Source organism: Anoxybacillus amylolyticus (assembly GCF_001634285.1).
Classification (GTDB): Bacteria; Bacillota; Bacilli; order Bacillales; family Anoxybacillaceae; genus Anoxybacteroides; species Anoxybacteroides amylolyticum.
The window spans coordinates 1709805-1726867 of record NZ_CP015438.1 but is presented as its reverse complement, the minus strand read 5'-3'; the positions used below and the strand labels follow the sequence as shown (position 1 = coordinate 1726867).

At 44.9% G+C, this 17063-nt stretch carries 17 protein-coding genes; 6 read left to right on the top strand and 11 right to left on the bottom strand.

Translation table 11 applies throughout. The annotated features are described in order from the left end of the window. The first annotated feature begins 6 nt into the window (after positions 1 to 6). Positions 7 to 1362, top strand: a complete 1356-nt coding sequence (locus GFC30_RS08805; RefSeq protein WP_409978516.1) for a nucleoside recognition domain-containing protein — start codon at positions 7 to 9, stop codon at positions 1360 to 1362. A 38-nt stretch (positions 1363 to 1400) separates the two neighbouring features. Here the strand turns inward: GFC30_RS08805 and GFC30_RS08800 are convergent, their stop codons facing one another. Continuing rightward, positions 1401 to 2024, bottom strand: coding sequence for a histidine phosphatase family protein (locus GFC30_RS08800; RefSeq protein ID WP_066324458.1), 624 nt, complete (start codon positions 2022 to 2024; stop codon positions 1401 to 1403). Positions 2025 to 2059: 35 nt separating this feature from the next. Continuing rightward, positions 2060 to 4039 (bottom strand): sensor domain-containing protein, encoded by a 1980-nt coding sequence (locus GFC30_RS08795; RefSeq protein ID WP_066324456.1) that lies wholly within the window; start codon positions 4037 to 4039, stop codon positions 2060 to 2062. A gap of 286 nt (positions 4040 to 4325) precedes the next feature. Here GFC30_RS08795 and tnpC point away from each other — a divergent pair, with 286 nt between their 5' ends. Together tnpC and GFC30_RS08785 are read left to right on the top strand one after the other, a co-directional pair. After that, positions 4326 to 5804, top strand: coding sequence for an IS66 family transposase (tnpC, locus tag GFC30_RS08790; RefSeq protein WP_066321972.1), 1479 nt, complete (start codon positions 4326 to 4328; stop codon positions 5802 to 5804). Between the two features lie 96 nt (positions 5805 to 5900). Beyond that, the gene (locus GFC30_RS08785) at positions 5901 to 6383 is read left to right on the top strand and encodes a PCYCGC motif-containing (lipo)protein (protein WP_066324453.1); all 483 of its coding nucleotides are present in this window, start codon (positions 5901 to 5903) and stop codon (positions 6381 to 6383) included. A gap of 37 nt (positions 6384 to 6420) precedes the next feature. Here the strand turns inward: GFC30_RS08785 and GFC30_RS08780 are convergent, their stop codons facing one another. The 5 genes from GFC30_RS08780 to GFC30_RS08760 form a co-directional block, all read right to left on the bottom strand. After that, positions 6421 to 7167, bottom strand: a complete 747-nt coding sequence (locus GFC30_RS08780; protein ID WP_066324451.1) for an exonuclease domain-containing protein — start codon at positions 7165 to 7167, stop codon at positions 6421 to 6423. 4 nt (positions 7168 to 7171) lie between these two features. Then, on the bottom strand, positions 7172 to 8206 hold the full coding sequence (locus tag GFC30_RS08775) for a DUF294 nucleotidyltransferase-like domain-containing protein (RefSeq protein ID WP_066324449.1): 1035 nt from the start codon (positions 8204 to 8206) through the stop codon (positions 7172 to 7174). Positions 8207 to 8222: 16 nt separating this feature from the next. Further along, on the bottom strand, positions 8223 to 9527 hold the full coding sequence (locus tag GFC30_RS08770) for an ammonium transporter (protein ID WP_066324445.1): 1305 nt from the start codon (positions 9525 to 9527) through the stop codon (positions 8223 to 8225). A 369-nt stretch (positions 9528 to 9896) separates the two neighbouring features. Further along, the gene (locus tag GFC30_RS08765) at positions 9897 to 11054 is read right to left on the bottom strand and encodes a toxic anion resistance protein (RefSeq protein ID WP_066324444.1); all 1158 of its coding nucleotides are present in this window, start codon (positions 11052 to 11054) and stop codon (positions 9897 to 9899) included. Beyond that, positions 11038 to 11688 (bottom strand): 5-bromo-4-chloroindolyl phosphate hydrolysis family protein, encoded by a 651-nt coding sequence (locus GFC30_RS08760; protein ID WP_066324442.1) that lies wholly within the window; start codon positions 11686 to 11688, stop codon positions 11038 to 11040. The genes GFC30_RS08765 and GFC30_RS08760 overlap by 17 nt, the downstream gene beginning before the upstream one ends. A 138-nt stretch (positions 11689 to 11826) precedes the next feature. Between GFC30_RS08760 and GFC30_RS17605 the strand changes: the two genes are divergently transcribed. Both GFC30_RS17605 and GFC30_RS08755 read left to right on the top strand, forming a co-directional pair. Continuing rightward, complete coding sequence (locus GFC30_RS17605; RefSeq protein WP_274520052.1) at positions 11827 to 11958, top strand: hypothetical protein; 132 nt, start codon at positions 11827 to 11829, stop codon at positions 11956 to 11958. 15 nt (positions 11959 to 11973) lie between these two features. Continuing rightward, a complete protein-coding gene (locus GFC30_RS08755) occupies positions 11974 to 12606 on the top strand; it encodes an SIMPL domain-containing protein (protein ID WP_066324440.1) in 633 nt (210 codons plus the stop codon). A gap of 24 nt (positions 12607 to 12630) precedes the next feature. On the opposite strand, the gene GFC30_RS08750 is transcribed toward GFC30_RS08755, so the two are convergent. Further along, positions 12631 to 13332 carry a TcaA second domain-containing protein gene (locus GFC30_RS08750; RefSeq protein ID WP_084256249.1) on the bottom strand — a complete coding sequence of 234 codons (702 nt, stop codon included), beginning with the start codon at positions 13330 to 13332 and terminating at the stop codon, positions 12631 to 12633. 109 nt (positions 13333 to 13441) lie between these two features. Then, positions 13442 to 14002 (bottom strand): histidine phosphatase family protein, encoded by a 561-nt coding sequence (locus GFC30_RS08745; protein ID WP_238583477.1) that lies wholly within the window; start codon positions 14000 to 14002, stop codon positions 13442 to 13444. Between the two features lie 129 nt (positions 14003 to 14131). On the opposite strand from GFC30_RS08745, the gene GFC30_RS08740 reads away from it, so the two are divergent. Then, complete coding sequence (locus GFC30_RS08740) at positions 14132 to 14431, top strand: hypothetical protein (RefSeq protein ID WP_066324434.1); 300 nt, start codon at positions 14132 to 14134, stop codon at positions 14429 to 14431. Here the strand turns inward: GFC30_RS08740 and lpdA are convergent. Together lpdA and GFC30_RS08730 are read right to left on the bottom strand one after the other, a co-directional pair. After that, positions 14423 to 15847 carry a dihydrolipoyl dehydrogenase gene (gene lpdA, locus GFC30_RS08735; protein ID WP_066324432.1) on the bottom strand — a complete coding sequence of 475 codons (1425 nt, stop codon included), beginning with the start codon at positions 15845 to 15847 and terminating at the stop codon, positions 14423 to 14425. The genes GFC30_RS08740 and lpdA overlap by 9 nt on opposite strands. 1 nt (position 15848) lies before the next feature. Then, positions 15849 to 17060, bottom strand: a complete 1212-nt coding sequence (locus GFC30_RS08730) for a dihydrolipoamide acetyltransferase family protein (protein WP_066324427.1) — start codon at positions 17058 to 17060, stop codon at positions 15849 to 15851. Positions 17061 to 17063 lie beyond the last annotated feature (3 nt).

Genomic DNA, 17063 nt, shown 5'->3' with positions numbered 1-17063 from the left:
GAATTGATGGATTATGCGAAAAGTTTATCGGACGGCGATACAAGGGAACAAATTGTTTCCTCTATTTTCCAAACATCAAGAGACATTTGCAAAGAAACTATTACGTACACAAAACGTGAAAAGCTGCATGAAACCGAAAAGCTCGATCGTATTTTTACTTCAAAAATCTGGGGATTCCCGATTATGCTCGCGATGCTTGCCGTCGTTATTTATCTTACGATTGCTGGCGCGAATGTCCCTTCTTCTTTGCTCGCGGAGTTTTTTGGTTGGCTTGAAGGGTATATTACACTCTTATTCCAACAGTTGCACGCACCGAGTTGGTTGCACGGTATTCTCGTTTTAGGGCTATACCGCGGAACAACGTGGGTCATCAGCGTCATGTTGCCGCCAATGGCGATTTTCTTCCCTATTTTTTCTTTACTTGAAAATTATGGATATCTTCCACGCGTCGCATTTAATATGGATCGGCTATTTAAAAAATCTGGCGCGCACGGAAAGCAATCGCTAACGATGGCGATGGGGTTCGGCTGCAACGCTGCTGCGATCATGTCCACAAGAATTATCGAATCACCACGCGAACGAATGCTCGCCATTTTAACGAACAACTTCGTTCCATGCAACGGCAGATGGCCAACGTTAATTTTACTTGCTTCCCTCTTTATGGCGGCAGGCTATACTGGAGGGTGGAAAACGTTCGTTACCGCAAGCGTCGTCGTTGCAATGGTCATATTTGGAATTATCGTAACACTTACTGTTTCATGGATACTATCGAAAACGGCGTTGCGCGGTGTGCCGACCCATTATACACTTGAACTACCGCCATATCGCCGTCCAAAAATATGGGATACGATCGTCCGATCTACATTGGATAAATCTGTTTATGTACTAAAACGAGCCGTAACTGTCGCTGCACCAGCAGGCGTGTTAACATGGATATTGGCAAACATTCATGTAGGAGATACAACGGTGCTTGCTTATTCTGCTCAGCTGCTTGATCCGTTTGCGCGCCAATTAGGGCTTGACGGCTATATTTTGTTAGCGTTTATTTTAGGACTTCCAGCAAACGAAATTGTCGTACCGATTTTATTGATGGGCTATTTATCGACTGGAGCGTTAATCGAGGTAGACAGTCTACACTCGCTCAAACAAATTTTTCTGGACCACGGGTGGACGTGGCTAACAGCGTTAAATATGATGCTGTTTTCCTTGCTTCATTATCCGTGCGGCACGACACTTGTCAATATTTATAAAGAAACGAAAAGCAAAAAGTGGACGTTTTTATCGTTCGCCATTCCAACAACGATTGCGATTGTCGTTACGTTTACAACTACCCATCTCGTCCAATGGCTTGGACTGTTGTAAAAAACAACCCGCTCGCCATAAAGGAAAGCGGGTTGTTTTTATACATGCTTAATTTCTTCGATATGTGACACGTCCGCCTCGCTAAGCAACTCCCAGCGTCCGTCCTGCACAAAAACGGTCGTCAAACTCGTTCCGTGCATAAATGGCGGCCTCCAAAGCGCTGTTAATGGCGTTTGTTTTAATCGTGCTACGAGCGTCTTTAACACGACGCCATGTGTCACAATTAACACATGACCAGAACCGTGGCGATTTACGATATCCACTACTGCGGAAAATGCGCGCATTTGTACGTCAATAAACCGCTCGCCTCGCTCTGGTGCATACAAATGCGGCGCATTCCAAAAATGGTCGAATGAAGCGGCATCAAGGTGCTCGATTTGTTCATGCGTTTTTCCTTCCCAATCTCCGAGGAAAATTTCCCGTAGCCTCTCATCTTCGTAAATCGGAATCGACCGTTCGCCGCGAACGATTTTTGCCGTTTCTAACGCTCGCCCGCTCGTACTTGTATAAATGGCGGTCAAATCCACTGCTTCTAATCGTTTGCCAAGCCGGCGCGCATCTTCTCTGCCTTTTTCCGTTAGCGGCGAATCAAGCCAGCCTTGCATTCGTTTTTCTACATTCCATTCCGTTTCCCCATGTCTTGTCAAATATAATGTAAGCACGTTGTTCTCCACTCCTATCCTCTAACAATTACTTGTTAGGGAGTATTCGATCGGTTATATTGTTCAAGCCAATGGACTAGTTTCTCCGCTTCTAGCGACTTACTAAAATAAAATCCTTGAGCAAAGTCGCAATGCATTTGCTGAAGGAGCGATAGTTGTTGATTGGTTTCTACTCCTTCTGCTAATACTTGAATATCAAGGCTTTTCGCTAAGTGGATAATCGTATCGACAATGGTTGCATCTTTTGAATTTTCGACGATTCCTTGAATAAAACTACGGTCAATTTTTAACAATGTCACTGGCAAGTTGCGAATATATGCAAGCGAAGAAAAACCTGTGCCAAAATCATCAATCGCCACTTGCACGCCGATCGTTTTTAACTCTGTTAAAATATGTTTGCCTGTTTCGATATTTTCCATTAAGCCGCTTTCTGTTACTTCTAAAATTAACTGTTCTGGTGCAAAACCGGTTTCATTTAATATGTAAATGACATGCCCGACAAGCTCGGTTCGATTCAACAAAAACGGCGATAAATTGACCGCTAATTTTAACTTTGGAAACTGCGTTTGCCACTCTTTCACTTGCCGGCATGCCTGCTCTAACACCCATAACGTAATTTCAAAAATAAAGCCGCTTTTTTCTGCCAACGGAATAAATTCAAGCGGCGGAATTTCCCCAAGCGTCGGATGCCGCCAGCGAAGCAACGTTTCTACCCCCATTGCCGAACCGTTTCCTAATTCGATTTTCGGTTGGTAACATAAATAAAATTGCTCGCGAATAATCGCAAACGGAAGGTCACGCTTAATAATTTCCGTCCGGTTATGTACTGGTTGGTAAAAATGGTAGCTGTTTTTTCCGCGGTCTTTGACATAATAAAGCGCTTGATCAGCATATTTCATCAGTTGTTCTTGATTGTCCGCATCGCTCGGAAAAAACGCAATCCCAACAGAAAGCGTGGACTGAATCATTTGTTTTTCATACCGAAACGGCTGATGAAACGCTTGAATTAACCGCTCTGCCAATAAAGAGACCTCTTCTTTCGTTGTATGCGGCAATAATAACACAAACTCATCGCCACCAACTCGCGCGAAAAAGTGGTTTCCCTGCAATACGGCTTGTACTCGTTTCACTGCTTCTCGTAAAAAATAATCGCCTGCTTGATGGGAAAAGTGGTCGTTTATCCATTTAAATTTATCAAAATCTAAATAACATATAGCGAACGGCGTTTGTTCATCAATTAGTTGACGAATATATTTTTCAAAATAACTGCGGTTTGCAATGCCTGTTAACGAATCGAAATAAGCGAGTTGATGTAGTTTTTCTTCATATTTCTTACGCTCGCTAATATTTTTCGCCGCGACAACAACATAATCAAGCTCCCCATTCTCGTTAAAAATTACTTTCCCATTCGCTTCCATCCATACCCATTGTCCGTGTAGGTCGAGCCGGCGAAATTCTGCTGTCTGCTTTTCGCCAGTGATATATAGTGTATGTAGTTTCTGTTGCAATTCGTCGACATCGTCACGATGGACGTAGCGAAACAAATCATGAGTTTCGCTTTCTTCCTGAACGACCCCAAACGTATGGACGAACGAAGGAGATAGATATGTCACCTTTTGCTCGCTCGATAAAATTAAAATATAATCAGACGAATATTCGACAATGAGGCGAAATCGTTTTTCGCTCTCTGCTAGCGCTACTTCTAATTGCTTTACTTCCGTTTGGTCACGCAATACGACAATGCAACCGTTTTCCTGTTTTAATGGAACAAGTGTAACATGGACAGGTATTTCGCCCCCATCCTTCCCTTTGATGAGCCGCTCTCGTTTCTCGATTGTTTCCCCTTGGTTCACACGTTCTAAATCCTCGGAAACTGCAAGAAACTGCACATCATGCACATCCTCACCGACTAATGCCTGAAACGCTAGATTGCTATATATAATGCGCCCATTGGCCTCCACGAGCGCAACAGCTTCTGGAAATCGTTGAAAAAAAGTCGCAAAGTTGTCGCCCATATCACTAGTTACCTCTCGAGTATATTTTTACTGCTTCTCTTGTATCTTCATTTTTACTAATCTAACGACAAAAATCAACAAAATGGACAAATTTTTTTCGAAAATCGGAATAAAAATCTCCTATGTTCAAAAACTTGCCGGTTCTTTTTTTCTATGTTAGATTCAAAGTACATACTTAAATAGAGGTAACTGTTCAGCCATTACATAGAAAAAGTTTACGAGATCGGGTTTATTTCTGCTCCCCTTGTCTATACTAGCACCATCCAAGACAAGGGAGGTGAACACGATGGCAAACGTTGTTTTTGATTTCCAACAAGCGGTCTTCACACTCGAAAGCATGGTCGCAAAAATTGAGCGCCAAGCACAAACCATCGAAAAACTCATCAAAGAAAACGAACAATTAAGACAAGAAAACCAGCAACTTCGTCAAGAAAATCAAAAATTGAAAGCACGTATTGCAGAATTAGAAGCCCGCACGAAAAAAAACAGTACCAATAGCCATTTGCCGCCGTCTTCTGACCGGTTTGTGGCGAAATCTCCTTCTCGCCAACCGTCGGAGAAACAGCCGGGAGGGCAACTAGGGCATCGAGGAACGACGCTCCGCCAAGTACCGAATCCTGACCATCGAGTCCTTCACCGCGTGACCAAATGCAAAGGATGTGGTCACTCTTTAGAACATGTTGCTCCGCTTCAAGTAGACATTCGCCAAGTGTTCGACCTCCCAGTGGTTCGAATGGAAGTGACTCAACACGAACGGGAAGTGAAGGGGTGTCCGAAATGTCATCTCGTCCAGCAGGCAGAGTTCCCTTTTTATGTCACGAATCATGTCCAGTACGGACCAGCCATCACTTCCCTTGTTTTATACTGGAATCATGCGCAGTTGATCCCGTGCGAGCGTGTCACGGAGATGGTCAAAGCGCTAGTGGACCATTCGATCAGTGCAGGCACAGTCGTGAACATGACGAGACGATGGCTCCCTGTGTTCAAAGCAGCGCTCGAAGAGATCGAAGCGGCGTTGCTAGCTTCCAAGACGTTGCACGTCGATGAAACGAGCCTGCGTGTGAACAGAAAGAACCAATGGGTGCATGTGGCTTCCACTGCCAAGGTCACCCGATACGGGCTTCATCGTTCCCGTGGAAAGCAAGCGACGGACGACATCGGGATCTTGCCACGGTACAAAGGAACGATGGTACACGATGCGTATTCGGTGTACCCGATGTACACAGAGGCGAGCCATGCCCTTTGCCACGCCCATCATCTCCGGGAGCTTCGGGCATATACAGAACTTTACGGCCATTCATGGTCGAAAGAGATGAGCGAAGCGCTGTTGAAGATGAAACAGGCGGTGGAGAACGCGGGCGGAGCTCTACCGGAGGAGGAAGTCCGGTATTGGGAAGCCGTGTACGACGAGCTTCTAGCGAATGGTCGCCGAGAACTCGAGGAGCGTTGCCGACAAGGCAAGCATGAAGGCGTCCGCAACGCGCAGAATTTCATCCAGCGTCTAGAAAAGCGCAAGCAAGAAGCGCTTCTCTTCCTGCGAAAGAAAGAAGTGCCGTTTGACAACAACCAAGCCGAGCGTGATTTGCGGATGGTGAAAGTCAAACAAAAAATTTCCGGAACGTTTCGTCAGGAAGACGATGCCGAGGCTTTCTGTGTCATTCGCAGCGTCATTTCTACCCTGCAAAAACATGAGAAACCGGCTTGGGAATCGTTGCAAAGACTTCTAAGTGGGGAGTCTCTTCAAACGATTCTCCATTCCTCCTAGGGCATTTTCGATACGGGAAATGCCCTATTGGTGCTGGATTCTGAAAATCTCACTAGTATTGGGCTGAATGGATACAAATAGAGAGGATGAAAAGGATTGAAACGTCCGAGAGCCGTAGCGGCGTGTGTACTATCGCTTAGTTTATTCATGAGCGCCTGTTCTTCTGATGACACAAAAGAACATAAAACCCATTATACAACAAGCCATGGAGACGTACGGGAGTTAACGAAATCGACAGCCCTTCTCCCTTCTTTTTTAAAACAATATGATGAAAATATGGCGGTGCTTTACCAAGAAGCAGCTAAGCATCGACAGTTACTTGAAAACATTCCGTGCTATTGCGGCTGCGGAGCGTCCGCTGGTCATAAAAACAACTACGATTGCTTTGTTTATGAAAATAAAAAAGACGGTTCTATCGTCTGGGATTCTCACGCGACAACATGCGGAGTTTGTTTAGAAATTGCCGCTCAATCGATCGCGGAATATGAACAAGGGAAATCTATAAAAGACATTCGGAAAATGATTGATGAGAAATATAAAGAAGGCTACGCCGAACCAACCCCGACGAAGCCGCTATAAACAAACAGACTATCTCTTCACAAAAGGGATAGCCTGTTTATCTTCCCACGACACTTAACGCCGTGTATAAATCGTACAATGTGTCTAGTTGTTTTTGTTTTATATCGTTTAACATACACTTCCATAATCGAACCATCGCCTGTACGTCTCCATCTGCTGTATGCCGCTGTTCGCATGGGACATTGTAATGTGACAACGCTTCGTCTAACGTCGGAAACAAAAGCGGATGGTGGAGCATCTCCATCACTTGCCGCATTTCAAGAAAACGACCCGTCCATTTCGTTCGGTAATTCGTCCAAAGAAAATGATTGATAAACGACAAGTCATGGCCGATATGGTAACCAATGAGCATCCCCTCACGAATAAACGACAAAAAACGATTCATCTCGTCTTTTAAGGGCGGAGCGGATTTAACGTCTTCTGTACAAATGCCTGTCAGCTCAGAAATATGTTCCGGAATCGCTTTTTCCGGACGAATAAGCCGAAAATAAAAATCGGTGACGTTGCCGTCATGTATTTTCGCTGCGGCGATCGCAAAAATTTCATCGCCATGCTGCGGCGAAAAACCTGTCGTTTCTGTATCGATAATAACAAACGGGACATGCTCTAGCCCCGTATGAATATCTAGTTGTTTTTTCTGTTGTTCTTTTAACAACATCCGCACCCATACCTCTTGTTGAAAGGAATGTCGTTCGTTTTCTGGTACGGCAAATATTTTATCGCTCGGCACCCCAAGCGATAGCATGCGTAACGCGCGCTGCCAAAATCGATGCTGTTCATTCATCGCGTCATCCCCTCACTTGGCGCATGACGACACGTTGCAATTTTTTGGCGACTTTCATCGTTTGCTTTAAACGAGCTCGTTCCGATGTATTCAAAATAGAGAACGGAACGTAATCTCCTGTTGCTTCTAACGAATATTTCAAACGAAAGTAAACGCACGTAACAAGCGCGTCCTGCACTTGCTCCACTAGCGCAACTGGCAACAATGACTGTCTGCCAATCCATTCTATCCTTTCCCATGTCGTCATGACCGAAATATTGCCGACACACGACAAAAACTTAACTGCGTTCACTAGTTGCACATACCCGCTCTGTTTTAAATGGAGGCAACCGCTATACCGCCCCCACCGTTCCAGCTGAAAATTTCCAAACCATCCAAGCGGTACATACGGAAACATGACATGTTCCCCCATTCGCTTTAACAATAGTGAATGATTGCTTAGTTGTTCGATCAACTTCTTTTTGCCGTTATACACTAATTCATGCGCTCCGTAAATCGGTCTCATATCCATCGCAATAAATAGAAAACGAATGTCGTTAGGAAAATGATGGTGAATATACATCGACATTTGCTCTTCCCAATCCCTCACCGATTGACTCCAACGCCGATTTGTCGCCATCACGTTTCCTAGGCAATAAGGATACCCAATCTCCACTAAAAAAGATGTTCCGATTTTTGCTAAATATTGAATGAATGCATAACATTCTCCTTCTTGTCCTAGTGGACAATCAAATAAAATGCCGTTATCTTGATCTGTCCATATGGTCGGCTCCCCTCTTCCTAAACTTCCCATCACATACCAACACCATTTGTCTGGAGGTGTGCCGACCTCGGCTCGTTTCGTTTCCTCCTCCGCCAACATAATCGCTTTTCGAACAAGAGCGTCGTGCACATTGCTTAACGCGCGTGAAAGAGACGCGATAACGTCTCTTTCAATTACATTACGCAGCCGATAAGCTACATCGCGGTGAATTTTATTTAGTTCATTGACCGTCTTTGCCTCAGTAATTTGCTTGAGCAATCCATCTAATTGTTCCATCGTTTTGTCCCCTTGCTTATGGAGTTGCTGTTTTGGAAGAATGGATAAAGGCAGGGTCTAGCTGCTCTGGATAGCCGTAGGAACCGTGCTCGCTAATATCTAATCCCGAAATTTCTTGCTCCGCTGTGACACGAAGACCGATCGTTTTCTTTAAGACAAACAAAATGATAAACGATACAAAAGCGACATACGCCATTGCTCCTAGTACCCCGACGGTCTGTACGATCAACTGATGGAATCCCCCGCCATAGACAAGCCCCGCTTTGCCAATGCCTGTGATTTCTACTAAGCGCGGAGAAGCGAAAAACCCTGTCGAAATCGTGCCGATGATTCCGGCAATTCCGTGAACGGAAAAGGCATAAATCGGATCATCAATTCCTTTTCGTTCAAAATAAACGGACGTCCAAAACGTAAACGAACCAGCAACTGCACCGATGACGACAGCGGCCCATGGCTCGACAAACGCACACGCTGCGGTAATGGCGACAAGCGCAGCGAGCACCCCATTTACCATCGCTGGAATGTCCGCTTTGCCGACAATAATCTTTGCTGTCACAATCGCTGCAATCGCTCCTGCCGCTGCCGCTAAGTTCGTTGTTAACGCGACATAACCGAAAAATCCATCCCCTACTGCCATCGTACTTCCTGCATTAAACCCAAACCAACCGACCCACAAAATAAACCCACCAATCACGGTATATACTTGGTTATGCCCTGGTATGACGTTTGGCGTTTTATCTTTATTAAATTTCCCGATGCGCGGTCCGAGTAACACGGTGGCGACTAACGCAGCAATCGCCCCTTGTAAATGCACGACGGTCGAACCGGCAAAATCTTGCATCCCCATCGTTCCAAGCCAGCCACCGCCCCACACCCAATGGCCGATAACTGGATAAATGGCAATCGTAAAAATCGTCCCGAAAATAAAATAGACAGATAATTTCGCGCGCTCCGCAAAACCGCCCCAAGCAATCGCTAACGAAACCCCCGCAAACCCGAGTTGGAACAAAAATTTAATCGACAATGGTATGTTTGCCCATGCGAGGGAATCGAACGTTCCCTTGCCTTCTTTTAAAAACCAGCCTTCTGTGCCGATGAAGCTGTTTCCTGTGCCAAACGTAATCGCAAAGCCAGCTGCCCAGAACGCTAAAGAAGCAATCGCAAAGCTTAAAATTTGTTTCCCTGCCACATGGCCAGAGTTTTTCATTCGCGTCGACCCCGCTTCAAGCAGCGCAAACCCTGCTTGCATGCCAATCACTAAAACGGCGCTAAGGATAACCCATAATGAATCAAGCGCTAAAGAAATTTCTTTTGGACTCATCTCCATCTCCCTTTCGTCATTTATTTTAACATCTTTATGTTATAATATATTACATAAAAGCAAGTGATTCAACCTTCTTTTTCATTTGTAATCGATTACAAGTAAAAAAGTTTGTTAAAAAACCTAACAAACATATTTGAATAAAAAACAAAAACATCCATATACTACAAAAGAAACAAAAACGAAAGGGTGAGAACATGAAAAAAGAGGAAAAACCACTAGACCATAAAAAAACATCCTCGCAAACACAACCGCGAGGATACGGAGATAAAAAGCTTGAAGGATCGAACCGTCCAGCAGAATAAAAACCTAACGCAGCGGTGGATTTTGCCCTATAAGTAATAAAGGTGCCCGAAGACTCGGACACCTTTATCTTTTCATTGACGCAAGCGTTTGTTTTAGTTGTTCTTCCATGTGCACAAGTTCTCGCTCGACTTGTTGGCGTTTGAGTCGACCCTCTTGCTGAATTTTCAACGTTTCTTCTAACGTTGTGACAAGGTTTTCTTGCGTTTTTTTCAACGTTTCAATGTCAATCAGTCCACGCTCATTTTCTTTTGCTACTTCAATGCTATTTATTTTCAACATTTCCGAATTACGTAACAATAAATCGTTTGTCGTTTCGGCGACTTGCTTTTGCGCCTCGACCGCTTTTTGTTGCCGGAATAGCGTTAGTGCAATGACAATTTGGTTTTTCCAAAGCGGGATAGCGGTTAAAATCGACGATTGAATGCGCTCGACAAGCGTTTGGTTCATATGCTGAATCATGCGAATTTGCGGCGCTGTTTGAATCGTCACTTGTCGGCTTAATTTTAAATCGTGAATGCGTTTCTCTAACCGATCAGCAAACTGCAATAAGTCGTTCACTTCTTGTATTTCCATTTGATTCCCCGAGCGTTCCGCCTGTTCCCGTTTTTCCGGAATCGTTTTTGTCCGCAGCTCTTCTAGTTTGATTTCTGCTGCGGCAATATAAATATTCAACACATCAAAATACTCTTTATTTTTTTCATACAACGTTTCTAACATCATAATGTCGCGAAATAATAACTGCCGATGTTTTTCAAGCTGATCGGCAATTTTATCAATTTCGACGCCGATTTTTTGATATTTGGCCATCATCCCTTGCAGCGAATTTGATATCGAGCCGAATAATCGCGAAAAAAAGCTTTTTTTCGCTGGCAATAAATCGTCCGGATTCACTTCTTTAATTTTGCTCATCAATTCGCTAATGACCTCACCAACAGGTCCAGCGTCTTTTGTTTGCACATGATTTAAAATCGCGTGCGAAAACTTCGACAGTTCCGCCTGCGCCGCCACCCCGTATTGAATGATCGCCTGCTGATTGCTTGGATCAATTTGTTTCGAAAGCTGGAGCGCTTTTTCGCGATGTTCTTGCTTTAACGTATCAATCAGCTTCACCGGACGGCGCTCCTCTACCGTCATCTCTTTTTGTTCCGCCGGTAAAGAAAACGGGTTTTCCAACAGCGAATCAAGCGAGCTTGTCCACTCTTCGTTATCGAACCGATTCATATTCTTGCTCCTTTCTATGTTCTAACGGTTGCTCAAGCGATTGTTCGAGTAGTTTCGTTTCCACTTGCAATGCAAACACATCGTCTGAAAGAATTTCTAACAAGCGCTTTTCTGCTGCAACGACTAATTCGTCTAGTAGCCGCTCTGTTTTGCACAACACTTCTTGCATGTCGGCGTTACGAACGGGTTGGTGAACGAGATACACGTATTTTTCTATCATCGTGACGGAAGAATCTAATTCATGAAGAAAAAAAGACTGCGCCAAACGAAATTTCCGTGGATCCTGCTCGACGGCACGAATCATTTTTTCGATAGTTGCGCTTAGATGTGAGATTTTCTGCCACATCATAAGCGAGCGAACTTTCAAGCGTGCGCGTCGTATCCGCTTCCATTGTTTCCACGCCTGTGCAAGCTCTGTTTGGATATAACGCTTTTCTTCTTTTAACAAATCTGGCGCGACAATGCGCTGCTCCCTTCGTTTCATGTAAATGGATGTAACAACCATCGCTAACGTCCCAGAGAGAAACGAAAGGAAAAAGTGATAGCCAAACGAGAAAAAGGCAACTACAGCCGCTATTAGCCCGATATTCCATGAAACGAACCATCGCCATACCATCATCAGCCATCGTTTCATCTCAAATCCCTTCCTCATCAACAGTTTACTTTCATTATAGCATGCCCTAGTTGTTTATACGAACGAGCCACTTGCTTTGTTTCATGCGAATAGGACAACAGACGTGACGAATATGTTATAAAAAAGGAGATGAAGAAAATGAAAGCAATCGATTGGCAAATGGTGGCGTTTGTCGGGATGACGTTGTTGCAAGACTATTGGTGCTATTTTCGCCTCCCTCGTGTCTATTACTGGCATGTCGTGGAAAACAACCGAAATAAAGCAGCGTAAAAGAAGGTGGTTTTCATGTATTTCCCGCACACTGCTTCACCTGCAAAAACAATCGCTGTTACCGGTCAAGGGACACTACGCGTAAAGCCTGATACGGTCATTATAACGATTGGTATTCGCACCGAGCATACGAGCGCTTTAGAGGCGCTAACAGAAAACGCAACACGCGCCAATGCGATGCTACAAGCGCTAAAAGCAATCGGCGTTGCCAACGAAGACATCGAAACATCTTCGTTTTCCATCTATCCAAAATATACGTACACAAACCAAACTCCTATTCTCGCAGGATATGAAGTAGAGCATATGTTTGATATGACCGTGAAGGATGTCCAAAAAGTTGGCATGATGTACGAAACGGCCGTGACAAACGGGGCAAACATTGCTCGGCAACTGCAATTTAAACTAGCGAACGAACAGCCGCATTATCAACAAGCGCTCACACTCGCCGTTAAAAACGCCCAAGAAAAAGCACGCGTGCTTGCCCGCACTCTCCAACTGCCGCTATATGACGTCCCGATTGAAATAAAAGAGAGCCACCCTTCTCCTCTTCCACCACGAACGATGGTGCTTGCAGATGGGGCAGCACCGCCAATCCAGACGCAAGAAGTCGTCATTAGCGCAACCGTTCACGCCATTTTTTCCTATTAAAAAGGTGTCCACTCGGACACCTTTTTAAAATTTCACTTCCCGCAGCCGCTCTCCGCCGAATAAAACGACTGCTTTCGTTCGTTTTTTTTTGTTTTCCATCAAGGTTACTTCATACATCCCCGGCAAGTACGGACCGTATTTTTTCACAAACGGTTCTTTCGTCGCTTCCCCCTCCACTTTTTCACCGTTCACGAACACGGTCGTATCGGCTTCTGCACGAATGACAAACGAATAAAGCGCCGGCTCAAATACGTATTGGTCAAACAGCAAAAATTTCGTTTCATATACAGTCATCTTAAAAATCGGTGGAACGGATGTTAATCCTTTTATGTATACGTGTTTCGTTTCTTTTTGTTTTTCTAAATCACGTCGAAGTACTTTATAGCCTTTTGGGTGTTTGTCTAAATATAGTAGTAGTGGTGCTAGTGTTTTTTCGTTGATCGGTACATTACTGCGAATTGATGTTTTTAACACGTCCCAATCTTTTTCTTTTAGCGCTTGCTCCAATTGGCGGATGGCCATTTCTTTCCCCATTTCGTTTTTCAGCATCCCATAGCCTTTGATGACGGTAATGCTGATCACAAAAAGGGCGAGCAACACAAAGGCTGTCCAGCTAAACCGCTTGATGCTTCGTTGTTGCGCTGCTTGCCTGCGCTGATCCAAGCGCGTCGGCAGCAGTTGTTCTTCCTTTTCGCTATCTGTCCGCATTATATCATTTTCTTTCACCAGTCTTCCCCTCTCCCGTTTGCTATTCCTCATTCATGTTTATGACAAAAGAAGGGAAAACATGTGAATTCATTAACGACCGGACAGGCTGAGCGTCGCGCACTTCAATCTAATGTATACGAACATGCGTACCAATGCGTCGCTCGCTTGGAAACAGTTCGTTTCCATCCTTTTTTTCTAATTGCTTTCCGACGAACCGGTGAAACCAGCCGTGTCCGACAACTGCAACCGTTCCGTATTTTTCGGAATACTCCATGAGTAAATCGCAAGCTTTTTGGGCGCGGGTGACGGCCTGTGCATACGATTCTACACCGCGTACGTATCCTAAAAACCAGCAGAGCCGCGCAAAAATAAGCCATAGTTGTACTGGCAACCGCAGAAAATGAAGGTGCAAAAACGCAATAGGTGTATCTACTTCACGAAACAGTTCATTTTCCTCGACAAGACACGCCGGCAAAAGCCGTTGCACAGAATGGAGCGCACGCGGCAGCGGGCTTGTAATCACTACATTTGCTTGCTTCATTTTTTGTACCGTCAGCTCTGGAATCGGATCATCAACAGAGATACCATGGGCATCATATGCTGCGATCCACTGAGCAAACTGAGCCGGATTTATCCACCCGCTTTTTTGCCATGCCGATTTTCCATGTCGAATCAAAATAATTTCCATCCCTCTCCCCCACTTACGCACTTTTATTTATGACGATTTTTTGAACACTTGTGAAAAAGTATACATTTTTTCGTCTATTATAATTATAGTTTATTATAGAGTATTTTTTAAGAATCGAGGGAGTGTCCGATGATTGTTCATGAGCTAATGAGCATGGAGTCTATTTTTTCAGAAGAGCTAAAGGAAGGATATCACGTGTTGTTAGGAAAGTACAAAACTGTAGATGTTGTTATGGAAGATACTGAATGTGTACAAGAAATTGATTGCGGTACAGAACAAATTGTCGAAGTAGTGTTTGATCCTGGCAACGAATACTCGCTTATCCGTCTTGGCGCTTATACGTTTAAAGAAACCCCGTCACTTGATGAGTTGCAACGGACGATTTTTACCAACCATGGCGACATTTTTGCAGAAGCGGTCTCAGCGTGAGACCGCTTCTTTTGTCTTTGTCGGTGGCAAATGAACCGCTTTTCCTGTTAATGCTTCCATCGCTTCAAGCAAGCTCTCGTTCACGCTCGGATGCGGATATAGCGGAAACGTAAAATCTTCTTCGCGTCCTGCCATTTCAAGACCAATTGCCCCACTTGAAATTAGTTCCACTGCGCCCGCTCCGATCAGATGAACACCGAGCACCACGTCCGTTTTGGCGTCACTAATGACTTTCACAAGCCCCTCTTTTTGCCCAACAATACTTGCATAACCGTTTCCTGCCAACGGAAACTGCCCCACGCGAATCTCTCCATATTGTTGTTTCGCTTCTTCTTCTGTTAATCCGACGAAAGCGATCGGCGGGGTCGAGTACACAACCGTCGGCAAAAATGTCCAATCGACTTCCGCGGCTTTCCCTGCCATCGTTTCCGCCGCTACTTTTCCTTGCTTAATTGCTTTTACTGCTGACATCGGTCCACCCGTTACATCCCCTACGGCGAAAATGTGCGGGATAGACGTCTGCGCTTGGCGGTTCACCGCCAGAAATCCCTCATCCGTTCGATGTAAGTTCAGCCGCTCGATTCCTAATCCCTCTATGTTCGCCTTCCACAGATAAGAGAAAAAGAAATGCGAGCCTTCTATGGTGAACCGTTCGGCTTTTGTTGTAAATGTCGCACATACTGCGTGCGCTTTTGGCTGTATATTTTCAAGACGACACTGTTTATATACTTTTATTTTCATTTTTTTCAAAAGGCGCTCCCATTCGCGATTAATCGATGGATCCAACGGGAAACTTTCACGTTCCAATATAATCGTTACGTTTGCCCCGAGCGCTCGAAAACTTGTTGCTGCTTCAAGCGCTATATAATCACTCCCATACACGAGTAGATGTTCTGGTATTTCGTTTAATTCGTAGATAGAGTACGCATGGAATACACGATCATCGCTGATTTCTGGCGTTTCTAGCGACGCGCCCGTTGCAATAACCGCATAGCGAAAACGATACACATCAAACGCATCCCCGCGTTCCACACCGATCCGGTCCTCTGCTAAAAAAGATGCCTTTCCTTTCACGATGTCGATTTTATTCGCCTTGCAAAGCGCTTCTATCCCCTGCCGCAACTGGCTAATCACTTTTGTTTTATACTGCTGGAGTTTTGCTAAACGAAACGCTACTTCCGTCCATTCGATCCCCATGTCGTTCATATGAGCAAGCTGGTTTAAACTTTGCGACGCATGAGCAAACACTTTAGATGGGATGCAGCCTTTATTTAAACAAATTCCCCCGACTTCCTCTTTTTCAACAAGCACCACCGATAATCCGAGCTGCGCAGCGCGAATGGCCGCATGATACCCTCCAGGCCCCGCTCCGATGACGACCACATCACGCTCATGGGCAAGTTCACCGACAACCACGTTATATCAACTCCATCCACATCAAGTTTGGATTTTCAATCAATTTAGCGAAATAGTTCGTGAATGCAACAGCCGTTGCTCCGTCCGCGACACGATGGTCAAACGACATCGAGATGTTCATCATCGCCCGAATCGCGATTTCATCATTTTCCGTGACGACTGGGCGCTTTTTCGTTTTATGAAACGCAACTAGCGCTACTTCCGGATAGTTAATGATCGGCGTCGCCCCAATGCTCCCCCCGAGCGGTCCAACGTTGCTAATGGTGAACGTTCCGCCCGTCATATCAGAAATCGTAAGGGTATTTTCTAACGCCTTTTTCGTTAGCGCTTTCATTTCTTCATGAATTTGCCGAAGTGATTTCGTTTCGACATGCTTAATAACAGGAACAACTAACCCTTCTTCCGTATCGACGGCGATGCCGAAATGATGCTCTGTTTGCAGATGAATGCACTCATTTTCTTCATCGAGCCTCGCATTAAAAATCGGAAATTGTTTTAGCGCAAGTGAAAGTGCTTTAATGAAAAATGCTGTAGCTGAAATCGCAACGTCTTGTTTCTTTAATGCTTCTCGCACTGCTAGTAATTCCGTCACATCGATTTCTTCAAAATGCGTACAGTGCGCAATCGTCATGAGCGATTGCACCATTTTTTTCGCAATTTGCTTGCGGCGCCCGCGGAATGGGATGATTCCCTCATGATTTTCGTTCGTTTTTGTCACCGTTCGTTGCGGCTGTACAGGCTTTTCTGCCACCGGTTGCCATTGTTGGGCTTTAAGGTAGCAATATACATCGTCATCCGTAATGCGTCCTGCCGGGCCTGTTCCGTTGACGAGTGCTAAATCCACCCCATGCTCTCGAGCGATTTTTCTTGTGTAGGGAGAGGCAAGAATTCGTTGACGTCTCGCCGGTTCTTGAATAAAATGGCGTTCTCCTTCTCTCTCGACGATTGCTGCTAGTTGTTCTTTCACTCGTTGTTGGTTTTCCGTGCGCAACGATAATAACGTCGTTCCGACTACGACTGTTTGCCCTTCTGGAATGAAAATATCGTCTACCGTTCCTGCTGCTGGTGCAGGAATTTCCGCCACCATTTTATCCGTCTGCACTTCGACAAGCGGCTGATCGGCTTTTACATGTTCTCCTTTTTTCACAAGATAATGGACGACAACCGCTTCCGTCATCCCTTCTCCGATGTCGTGAAGTTTCACTTCTACCATTTC

Excerpts from the sequence above, each read along its gene's own strand:
- GFC30_RS08805 (WP_409978516.1), top strand. The coding sequence starts at position 7 with ATGGATTATGCGAAAAGTTTATCGGACGGCGATACAAGGGAACAAATT.
- GFC30_RS08795 (WP_066324456.1), bottom strand. The coding sequence starts at position 4,039 with ATGGGCGACAACTTTGCGACTTTTTTTCAACGATTTCCAGAAGCTGTT.
- tnpC (WP_066321972.1), top strand. The coding sequence starts at position 4,326 with ATGGCAAACGTTGTTTTTGATTTCCAACAAGCGGTCTTCACACTCGAA.
- GFC30_RS08780 (WP_066324451.1), bottom strand. The coding sequence starts at position 7,167 with ATGAATGAACAGCATCGATTTTGGCAGCGCGCGTTACGCATGCTATCG.
- GFC30_RS08775 (WP_066324449.1), bottom strand. The coding sequence starts at position 8,206 with ATGGAACAATTAGATGGATTGCTCAAGCAAATTACTGAGGCAAAGACG.
- GFC30_RS08770 (WP_066324445.1), bottom strand. The coding sequence starts at position 9,527 with ATGAGTCCAAAAGAAATTTCTTTAGCGCTTGATTCATTATGGGTTATC.
- GFC30_RS08765 (WP_066324444.1), bottom strand. The coding sequence starts at position 11,054 with ATGAATCGGTTCGATAACGAAGAGTGGACAAGCTCGCTTGATTCGCTG.
- GFC30_RS08760 (WP_066324442.1), bottom strand. The coding sequence starts at position 11,688 with ATGAAACGATGGCTGATGATGGTATGGCGATGGTTCGTTTCATGGAAT.
- GFC30_RS17605 (WP_274520052.1), top strand. The coding sequence starts at position 11,827 with ATGAAAGCAATCGATTGGCAAATGGTGGCGTTTGTCGGGATGACGTTG.
- GFC30_RS08755 (WP_066324440.1), top strand. The coding sequence starts at position 11,974 with ATGTATTTCCCGCACACTGCTTCACCTGCAAAAACAATCGCTGTTACC.
- GFC30_RS08745 (WP_238583477.1), bottom strand. The coding sequence starts at position 14,002 with ATGGAAATTATTTTGATTCGACATGGAAAATCGGCATGGCAAAAAAGC.
- GFC30_RS08740 (WP_066324434.1), top strand. The coding sequence starts at position 14,132 with ATGATTGTTCATGAGCTAATGAGCATGGAGTCTATTTTTTCAGAAGAG.
- GFC30_RS08730 (WP_066324427.1), bottom strand. The coding sequence starts at position 17,060 with ATGGTAGAAGTGAAACTTCACGACATCGGAGAAGGGATGACGGAAGCG.